We start from the raw sequence: 25,559 nt of genomic DNA, 5'->3' as shown, positions 1-25,559 counted from the left end.
GTATAGGTTTGTCGTTTGGTCTTTGATGTCATTGTTCACCTCGTTAAACGATTTTACTCGCTTAGCGTGGTGTCCAAAACTATCGGGGCAGATCACAATGTAGGTTTCCTGTCGCTCTTCAAAATGGATGAACAACTGAGGCAACGTCAAGCTCCAGTTTTGAATCGGTGTAACTACCGCTCTTGAGCTTTCAATATACCTGCGTAGAGCAGTTTGAGTAAACGACTCTACGCAGAGCCCCATCCTGCAAGGCTTTTCTAAGATATCATAGATGTATTTTCTTACTGTTACGACTTGAATCCAAGCCTAAACCTGCTGCTGAAGCAGCTGCTGGATCTCCAGCCCCAAAGTTCTGAAAGTCAGGATCCGGCTGGTAGTCTGACGCCATACCAGACCTATCTCACGATATGGAGCCTCCCCTGGAGGGCTCATCACCGCCAGATCTGTGTCTTTCAATATCCCGGCATCTATTGCCATCTGCGGCAGGAAAGTCGTACCCAATTTACTGTTCACCATCTGTACCAGAGTGTGCAAACTGGTGGCCGCAAAAGGGTTGACCTTGGCGCTGTCACCCAGTTGGCAGGCACTGATGGCATGACCGGTAATGCAGTGCTCACTCTGCAACAGAAAAATACTCTCATCCGGCAGCGCCTGATAGTCCACCGGCTCATGAATATCGGCAGATAAGTCCTTGTGCACCACCATCTTGAAGGGATCTATACCCACTTTCATGCTGTGATAGCCGGAAGTATCAGCAGGCAGAGCCAACAACAACAGATCCAACTCGCCCTTACCCAAAGCTGTCAACAAACGCTCTGTGGTGTCCTCTTTGAGCAGCAAACTCAGATCCGGATAGGTCTTCTGGCACTGCTTAACTACACGGCTCAGCAGGAACGGGGCAATGGTGGGAATACAGCCAAGTCGGATCTCTCCAGTCATAGGCGCACCCTGGTTTTTCACCAATTCCACCAAGTCATCGACATCGGTCAGAATTTTCAACGAACGCTGTACCACTTCTTCACCGATAGCGGTAAACATAAAAGACTTATGATCCCGTTCAATCAGCTGATAACCCAACTGTTCTTCCAGATTCTGGATCCCGCTGGACAACGTCGATTGGCTAACATGGCACACCTTGGCTGCCCGGTTGAAGTTCTGTTCCTGATGCAGGTTCACCAGATAATAGAGATTTTTCAAACTGGGTAAGTGTTTCATTTTGTCGATTACCAATTGAGTAATGCATTAGAAAGTTCTATCTAATCTAACACAAAAAGTCTGTCGAGCAGCAGTATCACATCAGGAGTGTGACCGAGGCGATAAATCATCCCCCAAGATATCTATCACTGAAGCGGATATAGCAGAGAACCCAAACCTTGACGGCTAAGGTTCAGGTATTAGAAAAGGGGTAGTAACGGGGGTTTCTTAGTACCTTGACTGCGCCGGAGCTTCTCTCCGGCACCCAAGGCTAATTTATGCTTTGGCTTCGAGGAAAGACTTGAGTTGCTGCAGATCTGCACCGGCATGTTCAACAATAACCGCCAGCCACTCTTTATGCCCGGCTTCCCAAGCGGCTTCTTCACCGTGTTGCAGCTGCTGTGCAGTTTGCTGGATCCGCTTTAATCCCACAGAGCCGGCAGCACCTTTAAACTTGTGAGCCTCGGCGCACAGGGTATCTTTATCTCCGGCCGCTTCGGCCTTTTGCAAATTCGCGACGTATTCAGGCAACAACTGTTCAAATAACACCACACTCTTGAGTAAGGTGCCGGCACCAATAGCACTACAGTACTGCTCCAGGGTATTGAGATCTAAGATAGTATCCAGTTCAGTTGTGGCCATGAAGGCGCTCCTCAAATGTGTCAGATTTACCACATCATACCCGCTAAAATTACCGGTGCAACTTATAGGCGCTAAACAAGACAAAACTTTCCCGGATTTAACATTGGCGATACAAAATCCGGGCACAATAGATACAATGATTTATAGGCTATTGATTTAAATTGATTAAACTAGAACCTTGCCCGCCCTTGGCCGCCAACTCATCCACCAGTGCTACCAAGCCTATCCAGCGCTGAGCGCACCAATCCGGCGCCAGCAACACGGGACGGCTGGCATAGGCTGTCACCCGATGAAACACTATCTCTTTTGGCGTGTGACGGATCAGTTGCGCCGCACTGGTAACATATTCGTCCAGTGTCGGTGGCTGCAACCTACCTGCTTCCCAGGCCTTGGCCATGGTACTGCCGGCTACTATATGAAGGGGATGTAATTTAAGGCCATCGACACCGGCGTTTAACACTGCTTCCAGCGTTTGTTGATGTTCAATCAGCCCTTCTCCCGGCAGTCCGAGGATCAGATGAGTACATACCTTGAGTCCGCGACTGCGGGCGCGGCATACAGCATCCTGGTAAGCGGCAAAGTCATGACCACGGTTAATTCTTTTCAGCGTGGCGTCGTGAGCTGTTTGTAAACCCAGTTCCAACCAAACTTCACTGCCGTTTTGTTGATATTGCGCCAGCAGATCCAGCACCCTGTCCGGTACGCAATCCGGGCGGGTACCGACACACAAACCCACCACCTGCTCGCTCTGCAGCGCCTCATCGTATTTGCGCTTCAACTCGACATACTCTTCATAGGTACTGGTATAGGCCTGGAAGTAAGCCAAAAACCGCGAAGCCTTTGCCCTCATTTTCTGTTTGCCGGCCTCAAGCTGAGCCGCAATCGACAAGTCGGTACCGTGTTCATGGCTAAAGGAAGCAACATTACAGAAAGTGCAACCACCGCGCCCCAGGGTTCCGTCGCGATTGGGACAGGTAAAACGCGCATCCAGAGTCAGCTTTTGTAACCGCTGACCAAATTGTTGGCGGCAGTATTGACCAAAGGTAGTGACAAAATCGTCCAGTCCCATTTGCTTCTCTCAAAAAGTCGCCAGTCTAACGACTCCAATTTGGGACTGCTCTGTTTCAGGTCAATTTATGTCACAAATGGTTACTACTTTTGCCGGTGATCTATGACCAAACCGCTTGAGCGCAAACCGCTCCAGATCACACTTTTGTGAATATTTAATCATTTAATGCAAATTTTTAATGTAAACGCCAGCGAGACCGGAAATCAGTTTTTCTTCTTTAAGGATAATTCGAGGCCTCTTGTTAAAATTAGGTGAACAGAAAACAGGGGCAAAGTAGATTTTCTTTTCATTCATAGTGTTATACAGCGCAATCCTCAGTTTACGTTAACGTAATGCAATTGAAGATTCCGTATGAAACACCCCAAGATTCATCAAATATATGCAATATTTAGGTTTGACCTTTAGCAAGTCTCAGGATAATTTGAATGGTTCGGGTGCATATCTATAGAGTTTGGTACTCTCTCCCGAGTAGTAATAGTGATGTTAAGGGAGGTTTTGTATGAGCTTGTATCATCCCAGTTTCGAGCGGGATAACTGTGGTTTTGGATTAATAGCCCAGATGGATGGCGAAGCCAGCCATCGCATTGTTCGCACGGCAATCCATGGCCTCGACCGCATGAAACATCGTGGTGGTATTGCAGCTGACGGACGCACTGGCGACGGTTGCGGTTTGCTGATGCAAATGCCCACAGGATTCTTTGAAGCCATTGCGGCCGAACAGGGCTGGCATCTCAGCCGTAAGTTCGCCGTTGGCATGTTGTTTTTAAACCAGGATGAAACCCTGGCAGCCGAAGCCAGAATACTGCTCGAACGGGAATTGGAGAAAGAGACCCTGAGTATTGCCGGCTGGCGCCCGGTTCCGGTCAATCCGCAAGTGCTCGGCGAGATTGGCAAGTCCAGTTTGCCGCAAATTTGGCAAGTGCTCATCAATGCTCCCATTGGCTGGCGAGAAAAAGATCTGGAGCGGCGCCTTTATATGGCTCGTCGCCGTCTCGAGCAGCAATTAAGCCAGGATAAAGACTTTTATGTCGCCAGTCTCTCCGGCCAGGTCATTGTCTACAAAGGTTTGATGATGCCGGCCGATCTGCCGGCCTTTTATCCGGATCTGGCCGATATTAGGCTGCAAAGCTCTATCTGCCTGTTCCATCAGCGCTTCTCGACCAACACCTCACCCAAGTGGCCACTGGCACAGCCGTTCCGTTTTCTGGCCCACAATGGCGAGATCAATACCATCACAGGTAACCGCCAATGGGCTCGGGCGCGGGCTTACAAGTTCAACTCACCGCTGCTGCCTGACTTGCAGCAGGCCGCCCCGTTTGTCAATGAAACCGGCTCAGACTCGTCGTCGCTGGACAATATGCTGGAGATGCTGCTGGCCGGCGGCATGGACCTGTACCGCGCCATGCGTTTGCTTATCCCGCCTGCATGGCAGAGTAACCCCGAGATGGATGAAGAGCTCAAGGCCTTCTATGACTTTAACTCCATGCATATGGAGCCTTGGGATGGCCCGGCCGGGATAGTCATGACCAACGGTCGCCACGCTGCCTGCGCGGTTGATCGCAATGGGCTGCGGCCATCACGCTATGTGATCACCAAAGACAGAATTCTCACTCTGGCCTCGGAAGTGGGTATCTGGGACTATGGCCCGGATGAAGTGATTGAAAAAGGCCGGGTCGGCCCGGGTGAACTTCTGGTGCTCGACACCCTAAGCGGTCGTCTTTATCAGTCATTCGAAATCGATAACGACCTTAAACGTCGTCACCCCTATAAGGAGTGGATGGCGAAGAACAGCCAGACTCTAGTGCCGGCTGAGCAACTATCGCCGCAAGATCAGGGCGTCAGTGAATTCAACCAGGGCACTTTACTGCAGTACCAAAAGCTGTTCGGCTACAGCCGTGAAGAGCTGGAGCAAGTTATCTGGGTACTGGCCAGCAAAGGCGAAGAAGCCACAGGCTCCATGGGCGACGACACCCCGATGGCGGTACTATCGAAAAAACAGCGCTCGCTGTATGACTATTTCCGGCAAAAATTTGCCCAGGTCACCAACCCGCCAATCGATCCGCTGCGGGAGAAACATGTGATGTCGCTGGCCACCTGTATCGGTCGCGAGCAGAACCTGTTTAACGAAACCACGGGACACGCCTATCGGGTGATGTTCAACTCACCTATCTTGTTGTTCAGTGACTTCAACCAGTTGCTGAGTCTGGACAGCACCTATTACCGTGCCAACAAGGTTGACCTTAACTATCCGGCCTCCGAAGGCCTGAGTCAGGCAATCAAACGGATCACGGATGAAGCCGAGCGCTTGGCACGCACCGGCACCACCCTGATAGTGCTCTCGGATCGCGCCGTCAGCAAAGACACCCTGGTGATCCCGGCCGCCATGGCGGTAGGTTCAGTGCAGCAGATGCTGGTAAACAAAAGTCTGCGCTGTGACACCAACATCATAGTGGAAACAGCCTCGGCCCGGGATCCGCACCATTTCGCGGTACTGCTGGGCTTTGGCGCTACAGCCATTTACCCTTACCTAGTGTACGAGTCCATTGCCGAACTCGCCAAGCGTCATCAGGCCGAGGATATCGTCAATCTAATGCTCAACTTCCGCTACGGCATTGAGAAGGGGCTGCGCAAGATCATGTCCAAGATGGGGATCAGCACAGTCGCCTCCTATCGCTGCAGCCAGCAGTTTGAGGCCATAGGCCTGGCCGACGAGGTGATTAAGCAATGCTTCAACGGTGTGGTCAGCCGTATTCAAGGTGTGGGTTTCGATGGCATAGAAGCCGATCAGCAACTGCTGAGTCAGGCGGCCTTCCGCCCCCATGTGCCGCTGCCGCAAGGCGGTTTGCTCAAGTACGTTGAGGGCGGCGAATACCACTGCTTCAACCCGGATGTAGTCAACACACTGCAACAAGCACTGAAAGAGGTGGATTACCCGCTCTACAAACGGTTTGCCGAGCTGGTAGACCAAAGGCCGGTTGCCACCTTGAGAGACCTGCTGAGCATCAAACAGCAGCGCGAAAGCATAGCGCTCGAAGATGTGGAAGGGGCCAAGACACTCTTCCCCAGATTCGACAGCGCCGCCATGAGTATCGGCGCCCTTAGCCCGGAAGCCCACGAAGCGCTGGCCATCGCCATGAACCGTCTCGGCGGCCGCTCAAACTCGGGCGAAGGTGGCGAAGATGCCCGCAGATTCAACAGCGAGCGCAATTCGGCCATCAAGCAGATAGCCTCTGGCCGCTTTGGGGTAACCGCCCATTATTTAATTAACGCCGAAGTGCTGCAAATCAAGGTTGCCCAGGGCGCCAAGCCCGGTGAAGGCGGTCAGCTGCCCGGTCATAAGGTCAGTGTTGAAATCGCCGGCCTCAGGCATGCCCGCCCGGGCGTGACGCTGATTTCACCGCCGCCGCACCACGATATCTACTCTATTGAGGATTTGGCGCAACTGATCTTCGATCTCAAGCAGATAAACCCCAAGGCGCTTATCTCGGTCAAGCTGGTCTCTGAGCCGGGCGTTGGCACCATAGCTACAGGGGTCGCCAAGGCCTATGCCGATATGATTACCGTTTCCGGCTACGATGGCGGCACAGGCGCCAGCCCGCTGACTTCGGTCAAGTATGCCGGCAGCCCCTGGGAGCTGGGCCTTGCCGAAGTTCACCAGTCTCTGGTGGCCAATGGTCTGCGACATAAAATACGCCTGCAGGTGGATGGTGGTCTCAAGACTGGCACAGATGTTATCAAGGCAGCCCTACTGGGCGCCGAGAGCTTCGGCTTTGGCACTGTGCCCATGATAGCGCTCGGCTGCAAATACCTGCGTATCTGCCACCTCAACAACTGTGCCACCGGCGTTGCCACTCAGGACAAGACCTTGAGAGACAAGCACTATCATGGTTTGCCCGAGCGAGTAATGACCTACTTTGAGTTTGTCGCCGAAGAGGTGCGTGAATGGATGGCCAAGCTGGGGGTCAGCGAGTTTGAGCAATTGGTAGGGCGCAGCGATTGGCTGCAGGCCATTGAAGGCCAGACCGCCAAGCAGCAGGGGCTGGATTTGGGCCCTATCCTGTTCAAACCCACAGTATCGCCAAGCACCAGTTTGACCTGGAAAGAGACCAATACGCCGGCAGATCCCGGCAGCCTGAACCAGGAACTGCTGGCCAAGTGCGCCGAGCGTGTCACCAAGGGCGAAGGCTTCGATATCTGCTTCCCCATCAATAATACCGACCGCTCGGTAGGCGCCGCGCTTTCGGGCCATATCGCGGCAGCCTGGGGCGTAAAAGGCTGTCCCAAGCCGATAAGGCTCAGCTTCAACGGTAGCGCCGGTCAGAGTTTCGGGGTATGGAACAGCCCTGGACTCGAGCTGTCACTGTGCGGCGACGCCAACGACTATGTGGGTAAAGGTATGTCCGGCGGCAAGATCGCCATCTATCCACCGCTCGGCAGCGCCTTCCAATCCGAGCGCAGCGCCATTGTCGGTAATACCTGCCTCTATGGTGCCACCGGCGGCAAACTGTTTGCGGCGGGACGAGCCGGTGAGCGCTTCGCGGTCAGAAATTCAGGAGCGCTGGCGGTAGTTGAAGGGGTCGGTGACAACGGCTGTGAATATATGACAGGTGGCATTGTGGTGGTGCTGGGTACTACAGGGGTCAACTTTGGTGCCGGTATGACCGGCGGTTTCGCCTATGTGTTTGACCAATTCGGCCGCTTTAACCGTAGAGTCAATACCGAACTGGTCGACACCCTCAAGCTGGAGACTCCCATTCATCAACAGCACCTTAAAGGGCTGATAGAACAGCATGTGGCCGAGACCGGCAGTGAACACGCCAGCGCCATTCTCAGTGAGTTTGACAACTGGCTCGACTGTTTTGTCCTGGTCAAGCCCAAAAATATTCAGGTTTCGGATCTGCTCAAACTGGAACAACCGAGCCCGGAACTGGCCGTAAAAGCGGGGTAAGCGAGCATGAGTAACGATTTTCAGTTTATCGAAGTGGGTCGTATCGACCCGAGCAAGCAGGCTATCGCACGCCGCAAGACAGAGTTTATTGAGATTTACCAACCCTTTGCCCAGGCGCAGGTCGACCAACAAGCCGACCGCTGCCTGGACTGTGGTAACCCATACTGCGAGTGGAAGTGCCCGCTGCACAACTATATTCCCAACTGGCTCAAGCTGGCCAAGCAGGGACGCATTCTGGAAGCGGCAGACCTGGTGCATGAAACCAATACCCTGCCGGAGGTCTGCGGCCGAGTCTGCCCGCAGGACAGGCTCTGTGAAGGCGCCTGTACCCTGAATGATGATTTCGGCGCCGTCACCATAGGCAATGTGGAAAAATACATCACGGATACTGCCATCGCCCAGGGCTGGCGCCCTGACATGAGCCAGATAACGCCCAGAAGCGAGCGGGTCGCTATCATAGGCGCGGGGCCGGCCGGTCTTGGCTGCGCCGATATCCTGGCCCGCAACGGGGTCAAGGCTGTGGTCTTTGACAAATATCCTCAGATAGGCGGCCTGCTGACCTATGGCATTCCCGCCTTTAAGCTCGACAAGTCAGTGATGGCTACCCGCCGCAGTGTGATGGAAGGCATGGGGATAGAGTTCCGCCTCGGCGTCACCGTCGGCCAGGATATTCCCTTTGCAGAGCTGCTGGCCAACTTCGATGCCGTGTTCCTCGGCATGGGCACCTATAACGCCATGCAGGCGGGCTTGCCCGGTGAAGAGGCCGAAGGGGTTATTCAGGCCCTGCCCTACCTGATTGCCAACACCCGTGAGTTGATGGGGCAAGCCGATCCGGCGCAGCCCTATATCGACCTCAAGGGCCAGAAGGTGGTAGTACTTGGCGGCGGTGATACCGCCATGGACTGTGTGCGCACGGCGGTGCGCCAAGGCGCCGAATCTGTTATCTGTGCCTATCGCCGCGACGAGGAGAATATGCCGGGTTCGCGCCGTGAGGTGCAAAATGCCCGCGAAGAAGGGGTCGAGTTTCTGTTCAACCGCCAGCCGGTGGCGATTGCCACAGACGATGGCAAGGTCAAGGGAGTCGAATTTGTTGAAACCGCGCTTGGCAACGCCGATGCCAGCGGTCGCCGGCGTCCAGAGCCCATCCCGGGCAGCGATCAGTTGCTGGAGGCCGATGCCGTGATTGTCGCCTTCGGTTTTCAACCCAGCCCGGCGCCCTGGTTTGCCGAGTTTGATATCGCCCTGGATCAATGGGGCCGGGTAAAAGCCGAGAAAGAAGCGGCCAATCCGTTCCAGACCAGCAATCCCAAAGTGTTTGCCGGTGGTGATATGGTCAGAGGGTCAGATCTTGTGGTCACCGCCATCGCCGAAGGGCGCGATGCGGCGCTGGGGATCCTCAACTTTCTCAGCTAACAACTCAACACTTTGAGCGCATCCGGGAACCCACCTCCCGGGTGCGCTTTTTTTCACCTGCTCTACACTCCGGGAATCGCGCAGCCAGAGCCGTTTATTGCACGCAACCTGACTTCAGCGACCAGGCTGTCACCGGCAGACTTGTTCGCACCAATCTTGGCTTGTGCTATATTAAGCCGCCCTCAGGCTCACTCAAGACATTTAAAGAAGGTTAAGCCATGAAAATCGGTATTATCGGCGCCATGGAGCCAGAAGTTGCTCACCTGATTACCTCTTTGGAAAACCCACAGCACAGCAAGGTTGCCGGCATTGAATTTGTCAGCGGCACTCTGGTTGACAAAGAAGTCATAGTTACCCGCTCCGGCATAGGCAAGGTTGCCGCCAGCATAGCGACCAGTCTGTTGATTGAAAAGTTCGCCCCGGATGCGGTCATCAATACCGGTTCGGCCGGTGGGTTTGTCGATACACTGCAGATAGGTGACATAGTGATTTCCGATGAAGTTCGCTACCACGATGTCGATGTCACCGCCTTTGGCTATGAGATGGGTCAGATGGCGCAGCAACCGGAAGCTTTTATCCCGGATCCTAAGCTGATGCTGGCGGCCCAACAGGCTATCGCAGGTTTGGGAGAGGTCAAAGCCATTGAGGGCCTTATCTGCACAGGTGACAGCTTTATTTGCGATCCCGAGCGCACTGCCGTCATGCTAAAGCATTTCCCCACTATGGCCGCCTGTGAAATGGAAGGCGCCGCCATTGCTCAGGTATGTCATCAGTTCGGCGTGCCCTTTGTGGTGATCCGCTCTCTGTCCGATAATGCCAACAACGACTCTCCGGTCGACTTTGATGCCTATCTGGTCAAGGCGGGGCACCACTCAGCCCTGATGGTCATAGGCATGCTGCATCACCTTTAATTTAAGGAGCACCAGAGCCCATGAGTCTGCCCTTTTGCGAGCAGCTGCTGGCCTTAGATGGCCCCCTCATACAGGGGTTTCTGGTGCTGTTTTTTTCCTTGTTACTGGCACGTTTGGCGCCGCTGCCCCAGGCTTTTCAACCTCTGGCCTGGTTGAGCCATCTTGCCAGGTCACTGGCCGCCAAGGTCAAACGGGGCGACAGAGACGAAAAGCAGCAGCTGATTGCCGGTTCACTGGCCATTTTACTGCTGGTACTGCCATTTTGGTTAATCATCACCTTTCTGCTGGAACTGGCTGCATTCCCCTGGTTCTTTGAGTTTTTGATCCTCTATCTGTGTCTCAACGACGCCTGTTTTATTCAGGAAGCCGAAGAGATATACCAAGCCCTCAAGCGGGGAGATAAAGCTGCCGCCAGAGAGCTGCTCGCCCCCTGGGTCGCCCGCGATACGGCCGAACTGTCCGAGGCAGGTATAGCCAAGGCTACTATAGAAAAGCTGGTAACCACTCCCATCCACGGCACTGTTACCGTGGTGTTTTTCTTCTGCCTCGCCGGCGCACCCATGGTACTGCTGGTAAGAATGTTAAAGCAGTTGGAGCAAAGCTGGTGGTGTCTGGATCCACAATACCGCCTCTTCGGTCGGCCCGTGTTTCTGGTCAATCAAGTGCTACTTTATATTCCGGCGCAACTGTGGCGCTTCACCCTGGCGATTCAGGGCGGTCCCCAGGCATTAAAACTGCTTTGGCAAACACCCCATAGCCGCTTTCCTATCGGCTTTAATTTCCAGGTGGCAACCATGGCGGCATTTGTACTGATGACAGAGCTTGGCGGGCCGCAAAAATATTCCGGCATCAAGGTACAGGTGGAGAAAATTGGCCCGGGGCCAATAGCTGATCACAAGACCATACCCAAGGCGATTTCACTGACCTTTCGCACCTTCACCATCTGGTTTGCTTTTGTGATCTTGTTACCTCTGATTTGGGTTTTGTTACGTTATTCACAAACGCTTTAAATTATTCAATTTCTCCTTATAATGCCTTCATTCCCCGCTTGACACTGAGAAGACCGCCGTGCTGGACAATATGCATATCTCTTTGACGACCCCGGCATTGCTGTTTCCGGCCATTTCCCTGCTGCTACTGGCTTATACCAATAGGTTTTTCTCACTAGCCGCGCTAATTCGCACCTTGAGTGGCGGCGATAAACCTGTTGCCGCCGAACAGCTGAAAAACCTGCGCCGCCGCATCGTTATCATCCGCCGCATGCAGGAGGCCGGTGTCACCAGCTTCGCCCTGTGTGTACTGTGTATGATTTTTATCTATCTTGGCTTTAACACTACAGGCTCGATGATTTTCGGCGCCAGTTTGCTGTTATTGCTGTATTCCTTAATCCTGTCGGTGATTGAAATCCGTATCTCGGTCGATGCCCTCAACATTCATCTCAAAGAGATGGGTTAATGACATTGTGGGTCTATAGCCTGGATCTGTTCGGCACTGCCGTATTCGCCCTTTCCGGCGCTCTGGCAGCAGGCCGGCACCGGATGGATCCATTCGGCGTTTTGGTACTGGCAGCGGTCACTGCCATCGGCGGCGGCACCCTAAGAGACACCATTCTGGGCGCTCCGGTATTCTGGCTTCATGACCACAACTATCTCTACGTGATACTACTGACCGTGGTACTGACCTTGATTCTGGTACGCCGCCCCTGGCGTTTGCCCCCATCTAGCCTGGCCATAGCCGATGCCGTCGGCCTGGCGCTCTTTACCGTTATCGGTACCCAAAAGGCTCTGACAATGGAATACGGCGCCCTGATAGCCGTAGTCATGGGCTTGATCACAGGAGTGGGAGGAGGCATTATTCGGGATCTGCTTTGCCGCCGGATCCCCATGGTGTTGCGTACCGAAATCTACGCCACAGCATCTATTCTGGGCGGTCTGGTGTACACCTGCAGCCTGCAGTTAAAATTCGAAGCCGAGGCGGCGCTGATGCTGGCTTTTTTCACGGCTTTGATAATTCGCCTGGCCGCCATACGTTGGCACCTGTCGTTACCCGCGTTTGACCTAAAGACCAAGAGAGATTGATTGTGCGTTATTTGGTGTTGATCCTGGCATTGTTAAGCCCACCACTGCTGGCCAACAGCGGCGATATGCCGCCGGAACAGCAGATGGCCGTACGCTATATCCATGCTCTGACCACTCACGACTATGATGAGCTGGCGACCTTTTACAATCGTGACAGCGTCTTCAACGACCGTACAGCAAACCGCAAATACACGGGCGGCAGGCATATTATAGAGTTTCTGGAGCGGGCACACCGCGGCGTACTCGAGTATCGATTCAACATAGAGCACATGTTCAACTCAGGCTCTCTGGTGGTGATGATAGGCAACTACCACTATAAGGGTCCGGGAGAACAGTTTGGCAAGCCCGGGAAAATCATTGATATCGCCATCCCCGGAGTAACCACGCTAAAGCTGGATACCCTCAACCACAGGGTAAAAGAACATATGGATCTGATGGACTATCAGACCATGGTGGATCAACTCTCGGCTCAGTAATCCAGCTCGCCGGGAACCCGGCCTGTTTTTTACTGTCCAATTCCTCTGAGTGCCAACAGCGAGATCAGGGTTCACTCTGATCCGAGAGGTAAAGATGAGTCGCTTATCCGTACTGGCTGCCCTGCCCCTGTGTTTCCCTCTAATGACTCAGGCCCAGGCAGCATTCAATGCCGAAGAAAAGTTTGAACCACCTCTGGTGGTTTCCTACGCCGCACAACCTATAAACCGTTTCAATCAAAAGCTGTTGCAAGCGCAACATCAACAAGCTTCCTGGAGTAACAATCCTGAAGGGATCAGTCGTCACTATTCTGGCTCAGCCTTTAAGTTTATACGCATCAGCCACTCTCACGGCAAGACCTTAACCTATAATGTCAGCACCCAGGAAGGGCATCCGCAGATGCTGCTTATTCTGGCGCTCGATAACAATGCCGGAGACTGGTCAGTGGAAAAAGCCGTGCTCAGTTGGCGCTGCCAGAACAAGGTCTACTTTGGTACCGACAACTGTAGCCCGCCTCACGACCACTGAGCCTGATACAGGTAAGAAAAAACCCGGCAATGCCGGGTTTGGTATTTTACACACTCAAACAAATGCTTAGATTTCGGTCCCTTGGAATTTAGGTACCTTGAGTTCAGGCCAGTGTTACCTTGGCAAACTTACGCTTGCCAACCTGGAATACCGCGCAAGTGCCGGCGTTCAGTACCAGCTTGCTGTCTTCAAGCTTATCACCATCCATCTTCACCGCACCTTGCTTTATCATCCGCATGGCATCGGAAGTGGAACCAACCAAACCGGCTTCTTTCAGCAGATTGGCAATCGCCAAGCCTTCACCGGCTTCCAGAGTCAGCTCGGGAATATCGTCCGGCATGGCCCCCTTTTGGAAACGATTGATAAAGGCTTGATGGGCGGCCTCGGCAGCTTCTTCACTGTGGAAACGGCCAATAATCTCTTTCGCCAGGGCTATCTTGATATCCCTGGGGTTGGCACCGGCTTCAACATCAGCCTTAAACTGCTCAATTTCAGTCAGTGGACGGAAAGACAGCAGCTCCAAATAACGCCACATCAGCTCATCGGAGATGGACATTATCTTACCGAACATCTCATCCGGAGCTTCACTGATACCTATGTAGTTACCGGCGGACTTGGACATCTTCTTCACGCCGTCCAACCCTTCCAGCAACGGCATCATAATCACCACCTGTGGCTTCATGCCTTCGGATTTCTGCAGCTCACGGCCCATCAGCAAGTTGAACTTCTGATCTGTACCGCCCAGCTCGACATCGGCATTCAGCGCCACTGAGTCATAGCCCTGCAGCAAAGGGTACATGAACTCATGGATAGCAATCGATTGACCCGAGGCAAAGCGCTTCTTGAAGTCATCACGCTCCATCATACGGGCCACAGTCTGGCGGGAGGCCAGGCGGATCATACCGGCGGCACCGAGATCTTCCAGCCAGCTGGAATTGAACTCAATCCGGGTCTTGGCCGGATCCAGAATTTTAAATACCTGCTCCTTGTAGGTTTCGGCGTTGGCCAATACCTGCTCACGGGTCAGAGGTGGGCGAGTGCTGTTCTTGCCACTCGGGTCACCGACCATACCGGTAAAGTCACCGATAAGGAAGATAACCTCGTGTCCCAGGTCTTGGAACAGTCTGAGTTTGTTAAGAATAACGGTATGGCCTAGGTGAATGTCCGGCGCAGTCGGATCAGCACCCAACTTGATTTTAAGTGGCCGACCTTCTTTCAGCTTCTCAAGCAGATCTGCTTCGAGCAAAACTTCGTCGGTACCACGTTTAATTTCCGCCATTATTTGTGCTAAATCAGCCATCTCGCCAACAACTCCCTAGGCTCTTCAAATTCAAAGAGACTTATGTTACTTGTTAGCCAGCCTAAATGAAAGTGTGTACACTAAGGCAATATGCCCAAGAATTAAGAAATTGGTATCCGGGTCGATGGCAAAGCTTATAACTCTCTTCAAACTGCTGCCCAGAAAGCATCAAATCCTGCTTAGTATTTTTACTACCATAACCCTGATAACCCTGTTGCTGCCCTCTGACGAAGCCGAGGCATCGAAAAACAGCGCCGTTCCGGAAACTCATGTTCGTTACCAAGTGCCTCTGGCCTTTCGTACCCCCACTTCACCTACGGCCCAGCAAGTGGTTGAAAGCGGGCAAGATCCCGAATCAGAAGCCGCCGCCGAGGCGTTGACAGAGAAACTCAATCAACAGGCTAAAGCCGCTCTGACAGTTCAGGAGCAAACCAGCCCGGCGATAGCCGAGCTGGAACATTTCGAGATAAAGAGTGGCGATACCCTGGCGGCGCTCTTCAGTCGCGCCTCACTTACTGCCAGAGAAGTTCACGACATTACCCAGCTGCCGCTGGCGAAAAAAAACCTGTTGAAAATCATGCCTGGTGACGAAGTCGCCATAGGTAAAAACGCCGATGGCGAATTGCAAGAGCTCAGATACCGCCTTGATGCCATCTCAACTCTGATAGTCCGCAAACAGGGCAAAGGTTACGAAGAAGAACTGGCAGTAAAAACCGTTGAGACCCGGGATAAGTTTGCCCGCGCCAGCATCAAGAGCAACTTCTGGAATGCCGGTGTCGAAGCCGGACTGACACCAGCGCAGATTATGCAGTTGGCCACCATATTCGGCTGGGACGTCGACTTTGCCCTGGATATCCGCGAAGGCGACAGCTTTGCCCTCATGTACGAAGAAGAATATGCCGATGGTGAGTTTCTGCGTAACGGCAACATATTGGCCGCCGAATTTATCAACCAGGGCGAGCGTTACACCGCGGTAAGGTACAAGGATGGCAACTACTATTCTGAGGAAGGCCGCAGCATGCGCAAAGCATTCCTGCGCTCTCCGGTTGACTTCAAGTACGTGAGCTCCAACTTCAACCCCCGCCGCCTGCACCCTGTTACTGGTCAGGTGAAGGCTCACCGTGGGGTAGATTATGTTGCCGCTATAGGCACTCCCATCAAAGCGGCCGGCAGCGGCCGGGTCATCAAGGCAGGTTACAACCAATACAACGGCAACTATGTGTTTATCAAACACAACGAAACCTATACCACCAAATACTTACACCTCAACAAACGTAAGGTTAAACAAGGTGAAAGCGTCAAACAGGGACAGATCATAGGTACTCTTGGCCGCACAGGAAGGGTAACAGGCGCACATTTGCACTATGAGTTTATCGTCAACGGTGTACACAGAAACCCGCGCACTGTGGATCTCCCCAAGGCCGAAGCGATAGCCAAGCGCGAACGTGTCGCCTTCCAACAACTCAGTAGCCAATTGATGGCCACTCTGCTGCGCAACAAACAAGTTCAGGTTGCGATGCAATAACAGGGACAGCATAGATGAATTCAGGATACTTTATTGGGCTGATGTCCGGCACCAGCATGGACGGCGTTGATGCCGTATTGGTGGACTTTAGCAAGGATCAACCCAAGTTGCTTGGCCAACATACAGAGCCGCTGCCCACTCATCTGTTCAAGGGCTTGCAGCGTCTGTGCCAACCGGATACGGATGAAATCAACCGTTTGGGGCGGCTGGATCGCACTGTGGGCAAGGTGTTTGCAGCCGCGGTCAAGCAACTGCTGGCCAAGACTGGGGTGAGTAAAGAGCAGGTCTGTGCTATCGGCAGTCACGGCCAGACAGTACGCCATATGCCCAACCTGGAAGTAGGCTTTACCTTGCAGATTGGCGACCCCAATACTATCGCCGCCGAAACCGGTATAGATGTTATCGCCGACTTTCGCCGCAAGGATGTCGCCCTCGGTGGCCAGGGTGCTCCCTTGGTGCCGGCATTCCACCAGCAGATATTCTCACGCCCAGGTATAAATCGCTTCATTCTCAATATCGGCGGTATCGCCAACATCACTTTCCTGCCCGCCGATAACCGGGAGATCCTTGGCTTTGATACCGGCCCGGGAAACACCCTGATAGACGCCTGGAGCCAGCAGATAAGACAACTGCCGTTTGATGAAGATGGCCAGTGGGCCGAAAGCGGCAACAGTTCGGCGGAGTTTCTGGCGCAGTTGTTATCACACCCCTATTTCTCGCTGGATTATCCCAAGAGCACGGGCAGAGAGCTATTCAACAACGCCTGGTTGGATCAACAACTGGCGCTGTTCAGCCATCTACCGGAAGAAGATATTCAATCGACACTCTTGGATCTCACCTGTCACAGCATTGCCAGAGACATAGCCAAGCTGAGCCCGGATGGCGAAATCTATGTCTGTGGTGGCGGCGCGCTCAATGGCGTATTGATGAAACGCCTCGGGGCCCAGTTACCCAACCACAGCATAGCCACTACCTCAGCTTTGGGTATTGATCCCAAGTGGGTGGAAGGTATAGCGTTTGCCTGGCTGGCGCTGCGCCACTATCAAGGCTTACCGGCGAACCTGCCGGCGGTAACCGGCGCCAGCCGCGAAGCCGTGCTCGGTGCCCGTTTCCCCGCCGCCTGAGAGCAGATTGGCTTCAACCAGGCAAAGCCGAAAAACAGGAATTAGCCATTGCGCCCTGCGGGGCGCTTTTTCTTGCCTGCAAGCGGTGTTAACATGCCGTCAATTTTGGCCGGGCGCAGTGCCCTGGCCACCGAGATGAGATGTCACCATGAGCAAGAAACAAATCCAGGCCCAGTTCGCCGGTATGACTCCAGAAGGCCGCTACGATTTCCTGGTAGAGCAGGTCAAAGAGCACAAAGAGTTGTGGGTATTACAGGACAATGACGGCTGCGTGATGCTGACCACGGACGATGAAGACTGTATTCCGGTTTGGCCCAGTGAAGAGACGGCTTCTCTGTGGGCCGAGGATGATTGGCAGGATTGTCGGCCGCTATCCATCGGCCTGGCCGAATGGCTGGAGCGCTGGGTGCCCGGTATGGAAGATGACGAGCTCTATGTTGCCGTCTTCCCAATGCTGGAAGATCTTGGCGTAGTGATCCCGCCACATGAGCTGGAGCAGCGACTGGCGCCCAAAACGCGTCACTGAGTCGATGGAGCATGATTCAATAGAACATAATTCAATAGCGCACAAGGAGCGCCGCGAGATGAGCCAAACCGCCACAGAAAGCTACGCCATTCCCAAACGCCTACTGCTGCTGATGCTACTTTATATTGCAGCCGCGGTCAGTGGTCTGATTGCCGGTCAAGGCGTTATCTTTTGTCTGCTGACGCTGATCATGGTGTTGGCGGTATTAGCGCGCCATCAAGCCGGCTTATGGGCACTGCGACTCTATACCTTGGTGCAGCTCGCGCTGGTGAGTTTCTTGCCCTATATTCTGGATCAGGGCGACAGTGTAGCTACTGGGCCTAACTCACTCAAGATCACAGGGTTTGAGCTCAAGGTGCCGGACTGGGCCATTTTCAGCTTTCTGATAGGCTTTTGCATGCTGCAGGTATGGATAGCCTTTACCCCTAAGGTCAAAGCCTTCTTCAAGCGTAAGATGAACTTCAACCTGATGCAGTAACCGGCCTTGCGCCCACAAAAAAGCCGTCCCAGTGGACGGCTTTTTGCTGCTTTGCTTCTCGGTTATACCGAGAAGCTGGCCCCACAGCCACAGGTGGTGGTGGCGTTTGGGTTTTTGACGAAGAAACGCGAACCTTCCAGCCCTGAGGTGTAATCCACTTCACCGCCAACTAGGTATTGCAGACTCATGGGGTCGACCACCAGCTGTACTCCCTGTTTTTCCACAGTGAAATCGCCTTCATTTACTTTTTCATCAAAGGTGAAGCCATACTGAAAACCTGAGCAGCCGCCGCCCGTGACATAGACCCGCAGCTTCAGCGCACTGTTCTGTTCTTCTTCCAGCAAGGCCTTGACCTTGGTTGCCGCCGCATCGGTAAACTGGATGGGCATAGCTGATTCAGCTTGTTCAGTCATTACTACCTCTTACATCTGTTTGCTGTGGCAGATTATCTGTTACCTGACTATTTTGTTCAAGTATTATGCCGGGATCTTTTTCGCCCTCAAGCAACTCAGGCAAGCTGAAACTTTGCTCGGTTTCGGCGCCTTTGCTCCAGCGACTCGCAGGCACAACGACCTTGGCTTTCATCTGCTGTAATTCAAACCCTTCAGGCAGGGTAAATTCCGCTTCCAGTACCTGAAAGTACTTGAAGTTAAATGCCAACTTGGTGTCCACCAGTTTAGCTAAATTCAGTTCGACTTGCTTGCCCTCTTGCATGCCAATGAGAAGTATCTCACTTCTTCCCTTGAGCGCCTGCTTACGCTTTTGCAACTGGGTCAGCACCAATTTGAGGCGAAACTGTCCAGCTGTGGCTAGAGGCATCAATTCCAAACCATGAATAGCCACCCCTTCGGCATTATGCTCTGGCGCCATGATGCTGCGGTAAAAGGCCAACTCACGCTCAAGCTCCTGCTGCTTTTTATGCTGTTTGTTGAACAGCTGCTGCATCTCCTCATTGGCTTCTTTAGCCAGGCTCAGCTCCAAATTGCGGCTCGCCAACTGCTGCGCCTGCTCCTGTAACTCGATCTGCAATCTCTGACTCTTGCCATCGTTTCGTTGAAATTTGACTTCAGCAGGCGGAATAAAAAAGTGATAGCTGAGCAGTCCGGTCAGAAAGGCCACCATGACCAAGAGCAACAAATACAGACTGGATGGGCGAATATTTCGCTCCATCACTTGCAGGCGATCGAGCCAGCGATGATAATTTGCCATTAACTAACAGCCCCTTATATAAAAATTTCCATCTTGGGTACTAAGATTTCACATCAGGCTTCGGAAAGCAGTAGTGCAGACAAGATTCAGAAAGTTCAAACTTGAGGCGCGAAAGTATCTGCGCCACCAGATGAGAGACAAGCTGTCCCAAACGAGGATCAGTATTCAACTGTGTCTGCTGGCCCTGTTGTTTGCGCTGATGGCCTCGGCTGTCATCATACTATTTCGCCTGCTGCTGCAATGGGCCAATCATTTTACCCAAACACAAGAATGGGATTTTACGGGCTCAATCGGTGACTGGCGAGTCCTGTTACCACTTTTTGGGGCTTTTTTGATCTGGATTGTCGCCAAATTCGGCTCCAAACGCTACAAGCGGATGGGCATAGCCTATGTGCTGCACAGGGTGAAACTGCATTACGGCAAAATTCCGCTGCAGTCGGCACCGGGGCAGTTTTTTCAGGCGCTGTTTGCACTGGCGAGCAACTTCTCGGTCGGTCGTGAAGGCCCGGCAATTCATCTGGGGGCGGTCACCGCCTCGGTATTGGCGGAAAAATTCAAGCTGCCGGACAACAGTGTACGCATCATGTGCGCCAGCGGCATAGCCGCCGGAATAGCCGCCACCTTTAACGCGCCCTTGGCCGCCGTGGTATTTGTCCTCGAAGTGGTGCTCAGGGAATACAAGGTACAGTACTTCTTCCCCATCATGCTGTCGGCCATCTGCGGCGCCGTATCCAGCCAGGTGGTGTTCGGTAATATCCACGAGTTTGATGCCATCAAGGTCAGCCATATTCCACTGGATCAGTACCCGCTGCTGGCACTCGGCGGTATAGTGCTGGGGGTCGCCGCGGCCTTATTCAATCACAGCCTTATTCAGGTGACCGAGCGCGGTCAACACTGGCCCTTGATTATCCGCCTGTTACTGGCGGGTGTTATCACCACTTTGATAGGCCTGGTGCTGCCTCAGGCATTGGGCAGCGGTGAAATGGCCATAGGACTTGCGGTCAGCGACAATCCGGCCATCTGGTTTTTGCTGGCGGTATTGCTGGCCAAGATTATCGCAACCATTGCCGCTATCGGCCTTGGGATCCCGGGTGGGATCATAGGCCCACTCTACGGTATAGGCGCCTTGGGCGGCGCCATTCTGGCTCAGGCGACGGCGCTGCTGTTTCCCTCGGTGGCCCCCTATGCAGGGCTCTATACCGTCATCGGCATGACCGCCATGATGGGGGTTTGCCTCAGTGCACCGCTCGCCGCCCTGGTGGCACTGCTGGAGATGACCAATGATGCCTCCATCATACTGCCCGGAATGATAGTGGCCGTGCCCGCCTACCTCATCGCCTATCAGGGGCTGAATGCCAAATCCATATTCTTTCGTCAGTTGGATATCATGGGCCTGGGTTATAAAGTGGCCCCGGTTAACCTGGGGTTACAGAAACTCGGAGTACGCGCCCTGATGGACAGGCGCATAGTGATAGTCAACAACAATGATGAGCTGCTGCTGGAAGTAATGAAACGCGCCCAGGGCAGGCCTGTGCTTGCCAGAGATGCCGAAGGCCAGATTGCCATGCTGGAGTTGCAGATGCCTTCGTTTGACACTGACACCAGCCTGACCCAACACAGGATCCAGGGGCTACCCGACTCGGCCACCCTCAACGAGGTATATGAAATACTGGCGCCGAAACGCGCCGGTGAAGTCTATATCTATCAGGATAACCCGGAGAATATCGTCGGAGTGATCAGTTGGTCTAACCTGCAGCAGGAAATCCGTGCCGGAGAAGTGTAATTTCAGTCATCAGTCATTTTCATGACCGCCGCCTTCTGTTATAGTTGCGCCTCAGCCAAACCCTACATAACCCATGGGTCCAGACCTCAGTGTCAACACCCAACTGCATTGGAAACCAAGGCTGATGAACCATTTCCAGGGATCACATATCCTCTCTGTAAACCAGTTAGATCTGGACGCCATTCAAACCATTTTCTCAGTAGCCCAAAAGATGACCCCATACGCACTGCGCGAGAAGCGTACCAAGGTGCTGGATGGTGCTATTCTCGGCAATCTGTTTTTTGAACCCAGCACCCGCACCCGGGTCAGCTTCGGCTGCGCCTTCAACCTGCTTGGCGGTCGGGTCGCTGAAACGGTCGGTATGGCCTCCTCGTCGCTGTCCAAGGGGGAGTCCCTCTACGATACCGCCAGGGTGTTGTCCAGCTACTCGGACGTAATAGCCATGCGCCACCCCGAGTCCTACTCGGTACGCGAATTTGCCGAAGGCAGCCGGGTGCCTGTGATTAACGGCGGCGATGGTGCCAACGAGCATCCAACCCAGGCACTGCTGGATCTGTTCACCATACAGAAAGAGCTGCACAGCAAAGGCTTAGGCATAGACGGTATGCATATCGCCATGGTGGGCGATCTCAAATACGGCCGCACTGTGCACTCGCTGTCGCGTCTACTGTGCATGTACAAGAACATCAGCTTCACCCTGATCTCCCCTGCCGAGCTGGCAATGCCTGACTATGTGATCGCCGACATTGAAAATGCCGGGCATAAGATCACAATAACAGACCAACTGGAAGGCAATTTAGATCAGGCTGATATACTCTATCTGACGCGCATTCAGGAAGAGCGCTTCCCCTCGCAGGAGGAAGCAGATAAGTATCGTGGCAAGTTCCGTTTGAACAGCGCCATATACACCAAAAATTGTAAGTCCAACACAGTGATCATGCATCCATTGCCTCGGGACTCCAGGCTGCAGGCCAATGAGCTGGACAATGATCTTAACAACCATCCCAACCTGGCTATCTTCCGTCAGGCCGACAATGGCTTGTTGATCCGCATGGCACTGTTTGCCCTGACACTCGGGGTGGACAATCAGTTGGAAAAATACGAGTGTCCGGTTAACTGGTATTCACGCAAGGCCGATCGCTAAAGAGCGGCCACTGACTTTAAGGATTAAACATGACCCGTTCTGAAGACCTGTTTGAACAGGCCAAGAAAACCATCCCCGGCGGTGTGAACTCGCCAGTACGTGCCTTCAATGGTGTAGGCGGCTCTCCCCGCTTCATCGAAAAGGCCGACGGTGCCTATATCTATGATGCCGACGGCAAAGCCTATATCGACTATGTCGGTTCCTGGGGGCCTATGATCCTGGGTCACAACCATCCCAAGATCCGCGAAGCGGTTCTCAAGGCGGTGGAGAACGGTCTGTCTTTCGGCGCACCTACCGAGCTGGAAGTGCAGATGGCAGAAAAAGTCATTGAGATGGTGCCTTCCATTGAACAGGTACGCATGGTGAGCTCTGGCACAGAAGCCACCATGAGCGCCATACGCCTGGCTCGTGGTTACACCAACAGAGACAAGATCCTCAAGTTCGAAGGCTGCTACCACGGCCATGCCGACTGTCTGCTGGTTAAGGCCGGTTCCGGCGCCCTGACTCTGGGTCAGCCCAGCTCCCCTGGGATCCCAGCTGACTTCGCCAAGCATACCCTGACCGCTGTCTATAACGATCTGGACTCAGTCAAAGAGCTGTTCAGCCAGCATCCGCAGGATATCGCCTGTATCATACTTGAGCCGGTTGCCGGCAACATGAACTGTATCCCGCCGGTTGCAGGTTTCCTTGAAGGACTGCGTGAGCTATGCGATCAGTTCGGCGCCCTGCTGATCATCGACGAAGTGATGACAGGCTTCCGCGTCTCCAAGAGCGGTGCCCAAGGCCACTATGGCGTGACACCGGATCTGACCACTCTGGGTAAGGTTATCGGCGGCGGTATGCCGGTTGGTGCCTTCGGTGGCAAGAAAGAAGTCATGCAGTATATTGCCCCGACCGGCCCTGTGTACCAGGCCGGCACACTTTCGGGTAACCCTATCGCCATGACTGCTGGTCTGGCTCAGCTGGAAGCCCTGTCAGAGCCTGGCCTCTATGAGGAACTGGCAGCCAAGACCAAGCGTATCGCCGAAGGCTTCAAGGCCGCGGCCGACAAGCATGGTATCCCCATGGCCATCAACTATGTTGGCGGCATGTTTGGTTTCTTCTTTACCGATGAAGAGAAGATCACCGGCTTTGAGCAGGTCACCAAGTGCAACATGGAGCAGTTCCGCGCCTTCTATCACGGTATGCTGGACGAAGGTATTTACCTGGCACCAAGCGCCTTTGAAGCAGGCTTCCTGTCCATGGCTCACGGCGAGCAAGAGCTGCAAGCGACTCTGGATGCAGCCGATCGTGTCTTGGCACGCATGAAGTAATCCGCAGATGGATTGAAAACGGGGCCTATACGGCCTCGTTTTTTATGCCCACTTATGCCCACTCCCGCCGGGTAGATTTCTCTGGCGTCCAGCTCGAATTCTGGTTGCTCAATTCCCCTTCTGCAAATTTCCACCCAACGCCATGCTCACAAGCCAATTGAGGCTGCACCATGGCTGTCACGCCAACTTGCCACCGGCTCGCGAGTCGACTGTCGCGTTTCGCTGCCAAACAAACCCAATCAGTACAAAACACCAAAATACAAAAAACAAACAGACCAAATCACTGGATTTCCCCGAAAGCCAGCAGACGCTTATCACAAAGTCTAAGAAAATGTGTTCCAGTTAACAGTTGCGTTATCTATGTCAGTGTGGTCTGATCCGCACGCGCTATCACAGCTTGATTAATTGAACCTTGATGGCCGACACCAAAACTGCCCACATCCCCCAGGGCAGACGAACATAAAATCAGCAGTTGGAATTGCATTTATGCTCTATACCTTTCTTATCATACTGGCGGTGTTGGCACTGCTGAGTATCATTTTTGAAGAGGTGACTCACCTCAACAAAGCCAAAACGACTCTGTTTTTCGGTTGTATCTCCTGGATAGCTCTGTTCATGTCTGCCGGCGACCCCGGCCATGAAAAACTAATAGAGCATCAACTCAATGAAAACCTGCTGGAAATCGCGACGCTCTGGCTGTTTTTGATGTCGACCATGACCTTTGTGGCCTACCTCAACGCCAAGGGCATGATCCAAATTTTAGTGCAGAAGCTGTTTCCGCAACGGGTGAGCACCCGGATGCTGATGCTGCAAGTCGCCCTGTTTTCCCTGGTATTGTCGGCCATCTGTGACAACGTCACCGCTACCTTGGTTTCTCTGGGACTGCTGACCACCTTCAAACTCGACAAACAGATGCGTCGCCGGATGGCGGTATTGATTATCTTTGCCGTCAACTCAGGAGGGGTTTCCCTGATAACGGGTGACGTCACCACCCTGATGATCTTCCTCGGCGGCCATGTGCATATGTCAGAGCTGTTGATGTTGGTGCTGCCGGCGGCGTTCAGCGTGATGTTGCTGGCAATACTCTTCTCCCTCAATGCCAAGGGCGAGGTGTCCACCACACCTATTCGTCAAAGTTACGAGACAGTGGATGTGCTGATCGCCATCATCTTCTTCACCACCATATTGATGACCATGGCACTGAATATTCTGTTTGCCATTCCCCCCGTGCTGACTTTCCTCACCGGGTTGTCAATCATGTTCCTGGTGGGCCACACAGCCCGTAACGACAAAGAAGAGCTGCAGATCCTCGAGTATATCCGCCAAGTGGAATACGACACCTTGCTGTTCTTCCTCGGGATCCTCTTGTTGGTGGGTATGCTCAAAGAGATAGGCACGCTGGATCTGCTGGCCCAGGTCTACGCCCGTCACGACCCCAACATTTCCAACTTTGTCACAGGTATGGGCTCGGCGGTATTGGATAACGTGCCACTGACCGCGGCACTTTTGAAAGCCGCACCGCAACTGACCACACCAGAGTGGCTCGGCCTGACCTACGCAGTAGGTGTTGGTGGCTCTCTGCTGGTAATAGGTTCGGCGGCCGGGATCATCGCCATGAGCAAGGTCAAAGAGCTGACTTTTGTCTCCTACCTCAAGTATGTACCAGCGCTGCTGCTGTGCTACTCGGTGGGCTATGCTCTGACGTTGCTACTGGGTAACTACTTCTACGGCATTTGATATCTATGTCAGCGATAACGGCTCAATCAAGGAACCAATGGCTCATAGCCACAAGCGTACGACTAATCCAAGTTGGAATTGATTACCTGCCAAGCTCGGCACGGAAAGGTTAACTGGTTTCTTTATCTATTCTATTTGTTGCAAGAGCCAGAGTTACAGAAGA

The 25,559-nt window shown here is 53.4% G+C and carries 22 protein-coding genes and 1 pseudogene; 16 read left to right on the top strand and 7 right to left on the bottom strand.

The window, feature by feature from the left end:
• Positions 1-96 precede the first annotated feature (96 nt).
• The 4 genes and pseudogenes from ACMHXE_RS17200 to ACMHXE_RS17185 form a co-directional block, all read right to left on the bottom strand.
• A pseudogene (locus tag ACMHXE_RS17200) lies at positions 97-221 on the bottom strand (IS256 family transposase); the annotation flags it as partial.
• Between the two features lie 85 nt (positions 222-306).
• Positions 307-1,215 (bottom strand): hydrogen peroxide-inducible genes transcriptional activator OxyR, encoded by a 909-nt coding sequence (oxyR, locus tag ACMHXE_RS17195; protein ID WP_052248010.1) that lies wholly within the window; start codon positions 1,213-1,215, stop codon positions 307-309.
• Positions 1,216-1,470: 255 nt separating this feature from the next.
• On the bottom strand, positions 1,471-1,836 hold the full coding sequence (locus ACMHXE_RS17190) for an Hpt domain-containing protein (RefSeq protein ID WP_039033706.1): 366 nt from the start codon (positions 1,834-1,836) through the stop codon (positions 1,471-1,473).
• Positions 1,837-1,984: 148 nt separating this feature from the next.
• Entirely contained in the window at positions 1,985-2,905 is a 921-nt protein-coding gene (locus ACMHXE_RS17185) for a TIGR01212 family radical SAM protein (protein ID WP_412502705.1), read from the bottom strand.
• A gap of 499 nt (positions 2,906-3,404) precedes the next feature.
• Here ACMHXE_RS17185 and gltB point away from each other — a divergent pair, with 499 nt between their 5' ends.
• From gltB to ACMHXE_RS17145, 8 genes are all read left to right on the top strand, one after another.
• Complete coding sequence (gene gltB, locus ACMHXE_RS17180; protein WP_165564700.1) at positions 3,405-7,853, top strand: glutamate synthase large subunit; 4,449 nt, start codon at positions 3,405-3,407, stop codon at positions 7,851-7,853.
• A 6-nt stretch (positions 7,854-7,859) separates the two neighbouring features.
• Positions 7,860-9,266: an FAD-dependent oxidoreductase gene (locus ACMHXE_RS17175; protein WP_165564699.1), complete on the top strand. Its 1,407-nt coding sequence runs from the start codon at positions 7,860-7,862 to the stop codon at positions 9,264-9,266.
• Positions 9,267-9,484: 218 nt separating this feature from the next.
• Entirely contained in the window at positions 9,485-10,177 is a 693-nt protein-coding gene (locus ACMHXE_RS17170) for a 5'-methylthioadenosine/adenosylhomocysteine nucleosidase (RefSeq protein ID WP_287590380.1), read from the top strand.
• A 20-nt stretch (positions 10,178-10,197) separates the two neighbouring features.
• Positions 10,198-11,187, top strand: coding sequence for a cobalamin biosynthesis protein (locus ACMHXE_RS17165; RefSeq protein ID WP_413732883.1), 990 nt, complete (start codon positions 10,198-10,200; stop codon positions 11,185-11,187).
• A 70-nt stretch (positions 11,188-11,257) separates the two neighbouring features.
• On the top strand, positions 11,258-11,632 hold the full coding sequence (locus tag ACMHXE_RS17160) for a DUF2721 domain-containing protein (RefSeq protein ID WP_039033703.1): 375 nt from the start codon (positions 11,258-11,260) through the stop codon (positions 11,630-11,632).
• Positions 11,632-12,255, top strand: coding sequence for a trimeric intracellular cation channel family protein (locus ACMHXE_RS17155; protein ID WP_101056710.1), 624 nt, complete (start codon positions 11,632-11,634; stop codon positions 12,253-12,255). Before ACMHXE_RS17160 ends, ACMHXE_RS17155 begins: the two co-directional genes overlap by 1 nt.
• A 2-nt stretch (positions 12,256-12,257) precedes the next feature.
• Positions 12,258-12,731 carry a nuclear transport factor 2 family protein gene (locus ACMHXE_RS17150; RefSeq protein WP_373296856.1) on the top strand — a complete coding sequence of 158 codons (474 nt, stop codon included), beginning with the start codon at positions 12,258-12,260 and terminating at the stop codon, positions 12,729-12,731.
• A 94-nt stretch (positions 12,732-12,825) separates the two neighbouring features.
• Positions 12,826-13,257: a hypothetical protein gene (locus tag ACMHXE_RS17145; RefSeq protein WP_413732881.1), complete on the top strand. Its 432-nt coding sequence runs from the start codon at positions 12,826-12,828 to the stop codon at positions 13,255-13,257.
• Positions 13,258-13,360: 103 nt separating this feature from the next.
• On the opposite strand, the gene tyrS is transcribed toward ACMHXE_RS17145, so the two are convergent.
• Positions 13,361-14,557, bottom strand: a complete 1,197-nt coding sequence (gene tyrS / locus ACMHXE_RS17140; RefSeq protein WP_039033676.1) for a tyrosine--tRNA ligase — start codon at positions 14,555-14,557, stop codon at positions 13,361-13,363.
• A 124-nt stretch (positions 14,558-14,681) separates the two neighbouring features.
• Between tyrS and ACMHXE_RS17135 the strand changes: the two genes are divergently transcribed.
• The 4 genes from ACMHXE_RS17135 (at position 14,682) to ACMHXE_RS17120 (ending at position 18,210) form a co-directional block, all read left to right on the top strand.
• Positions 14,682-16,082, top strand: coding sequence for a peptidoglycan DD-metalloendopeptidase family protein (locus ACMHXE_RS17135; protein WP_101056713.1), 1,401 nt, complete (start codon positions 14,682-14,684; stop codon positions 16,080-16,082).
• Positions 16,083-16,096: 14 nt separating this feature from the next.
• Positions 16,097-17,206, top strand: coding sequence for an anhydro-N-acetylmuramic acid kinase (locus tag ACMHXE_RS17130; protein ID WP_226564329.1), 1,110 nt, complete (start codon positions 16,097-16,099; stop codon positions 17,204-17,206).
• Positions 17,207-17,354: 148 nt separating this feature from the next.
• Positions 17,355-17,732, top strand: coding sequence for a DUF2750 domain-containing protein (locus tag ACMHXE_RS17125; RefSeq protein ID WP_100142057.1), 378 nt, complete (start codon positions 17,355-17,357; stop codon positions 17,730-17,732).
• Positions 17,733-17,790: 58 nt separating this feature from the next.
• Positions 17,791-18,210, top strand: coding sequence for a hypothetical protein (locus ACMHXE_RS17120; protein ID WP_165565990.1), 420 nt, complete (start codon positions 17,791-17,793; stop codon positions 18,208-18,210).
• 62 nt (positions 18,211-18,272) lie between these two features.
• Here ACMHXE_RS17120 and erpA read toward each other — a convergent pair whose 3' ends face one another.
• On the bottom strand, positions 18,273-18,623 hold the full coding sequence (gene erpA, locus ACMHXE_RS17115; RefSeq protein WP_025010525.1) for an iron-sulfur cluster insertion protein ErpA: 351 nt from the start codon (positions 18,621-18,623) through the stop codon (positions 18,273-18,275).
• Positions 18,616-19,419: a DUF6776 family protein gene (locus tag ACMHXE_RS17110; RefSeq protein WP_101056716.1), complete on the bottom strand. Its 804-nt coding sequence runs from the start codon at positions 19,417-19,419 to the stop codon at positions 18,616-18,618. Before ACMHXE_RS17110 ends, erpA begins: the two co-directional genes overlap by 8 nt.
• Before the next feature lie 130 nt (positions 19,420-19,549).
• Between ACMHXE_RS17110 and ACMHXE_RS17105 the strand changes: the two genes are divergently transcribed.
• From ACMHXE_RS17105 to nhaD, 4 genes are all read left to right on the top strand, one after another.
• Positions 19,550-21,202, top strand: coding sequence for a chloride channel protein (locus ACMHXE_RS17105; RefSeq protein ID WP_082014254.1), 1,653 nt, complete (start codon positions 19,550-19,552; stop codon positions 21,200-21,202).
• 124 nt (positions 21,203-21,326) lie between these two features.
• Positions 21,327-22,346 (top strand): aspartate carbamoyltransferase, encoded by a 1,020-nt coding sequence (locus ACMHXE_RS17100; protein ID WP_101056717.1) that lies wholly within the window; start codon positions 21,327-21,329, stop codon positions 22,344-22,346.
• 29 nt (positions 22,347-22,375) lie between these two features.
• The gene (gene hemL / locus ACMHXE_RS17095) at positions 22,376-23,659 is read left to right on the top strand and encodes a glutamate-1-semialdehyde 2,1-aminomutase (RefSeq protein ID WP_028779763.1); all 1,284 of its coding nucleotides are present in this window, start codon (positions 22,376-22,378) and stop codon (positions 23,657-23,659) included.
• A 486-nt stretch (positions 23,660-24,145) separates the two neighbouring features.
• A complete protein-coding gene (gene nhaD, locus ACMHXE_RS17090) occupies positions 24,146-25,396 on the top strand; it encodes a sodium:proton antiporter NhaD (RefSeq protein ID WP_226564331.1) in 1,251 nt (416 codons plus the stop codon).
• The last annotated feature ends 163 nt before the right edge of the window (positions 25,397-25,559 follow it).

Source organism: Shewanella sp. BJSY2023SW007, assembly GCF_047314525.1.
Classification (GTDB): Bacteria; Pseudomonadota; Gammaproteobacteria; order Enterobacterales; family Shewanellaceae; genus Shewanella; species Shewanella chilikensis.
The sequence above is the reverse complement of the archived record's forward strand: the minus strand, read 5'-3'. Positions and strand labels throughout refer to the sequence as shown.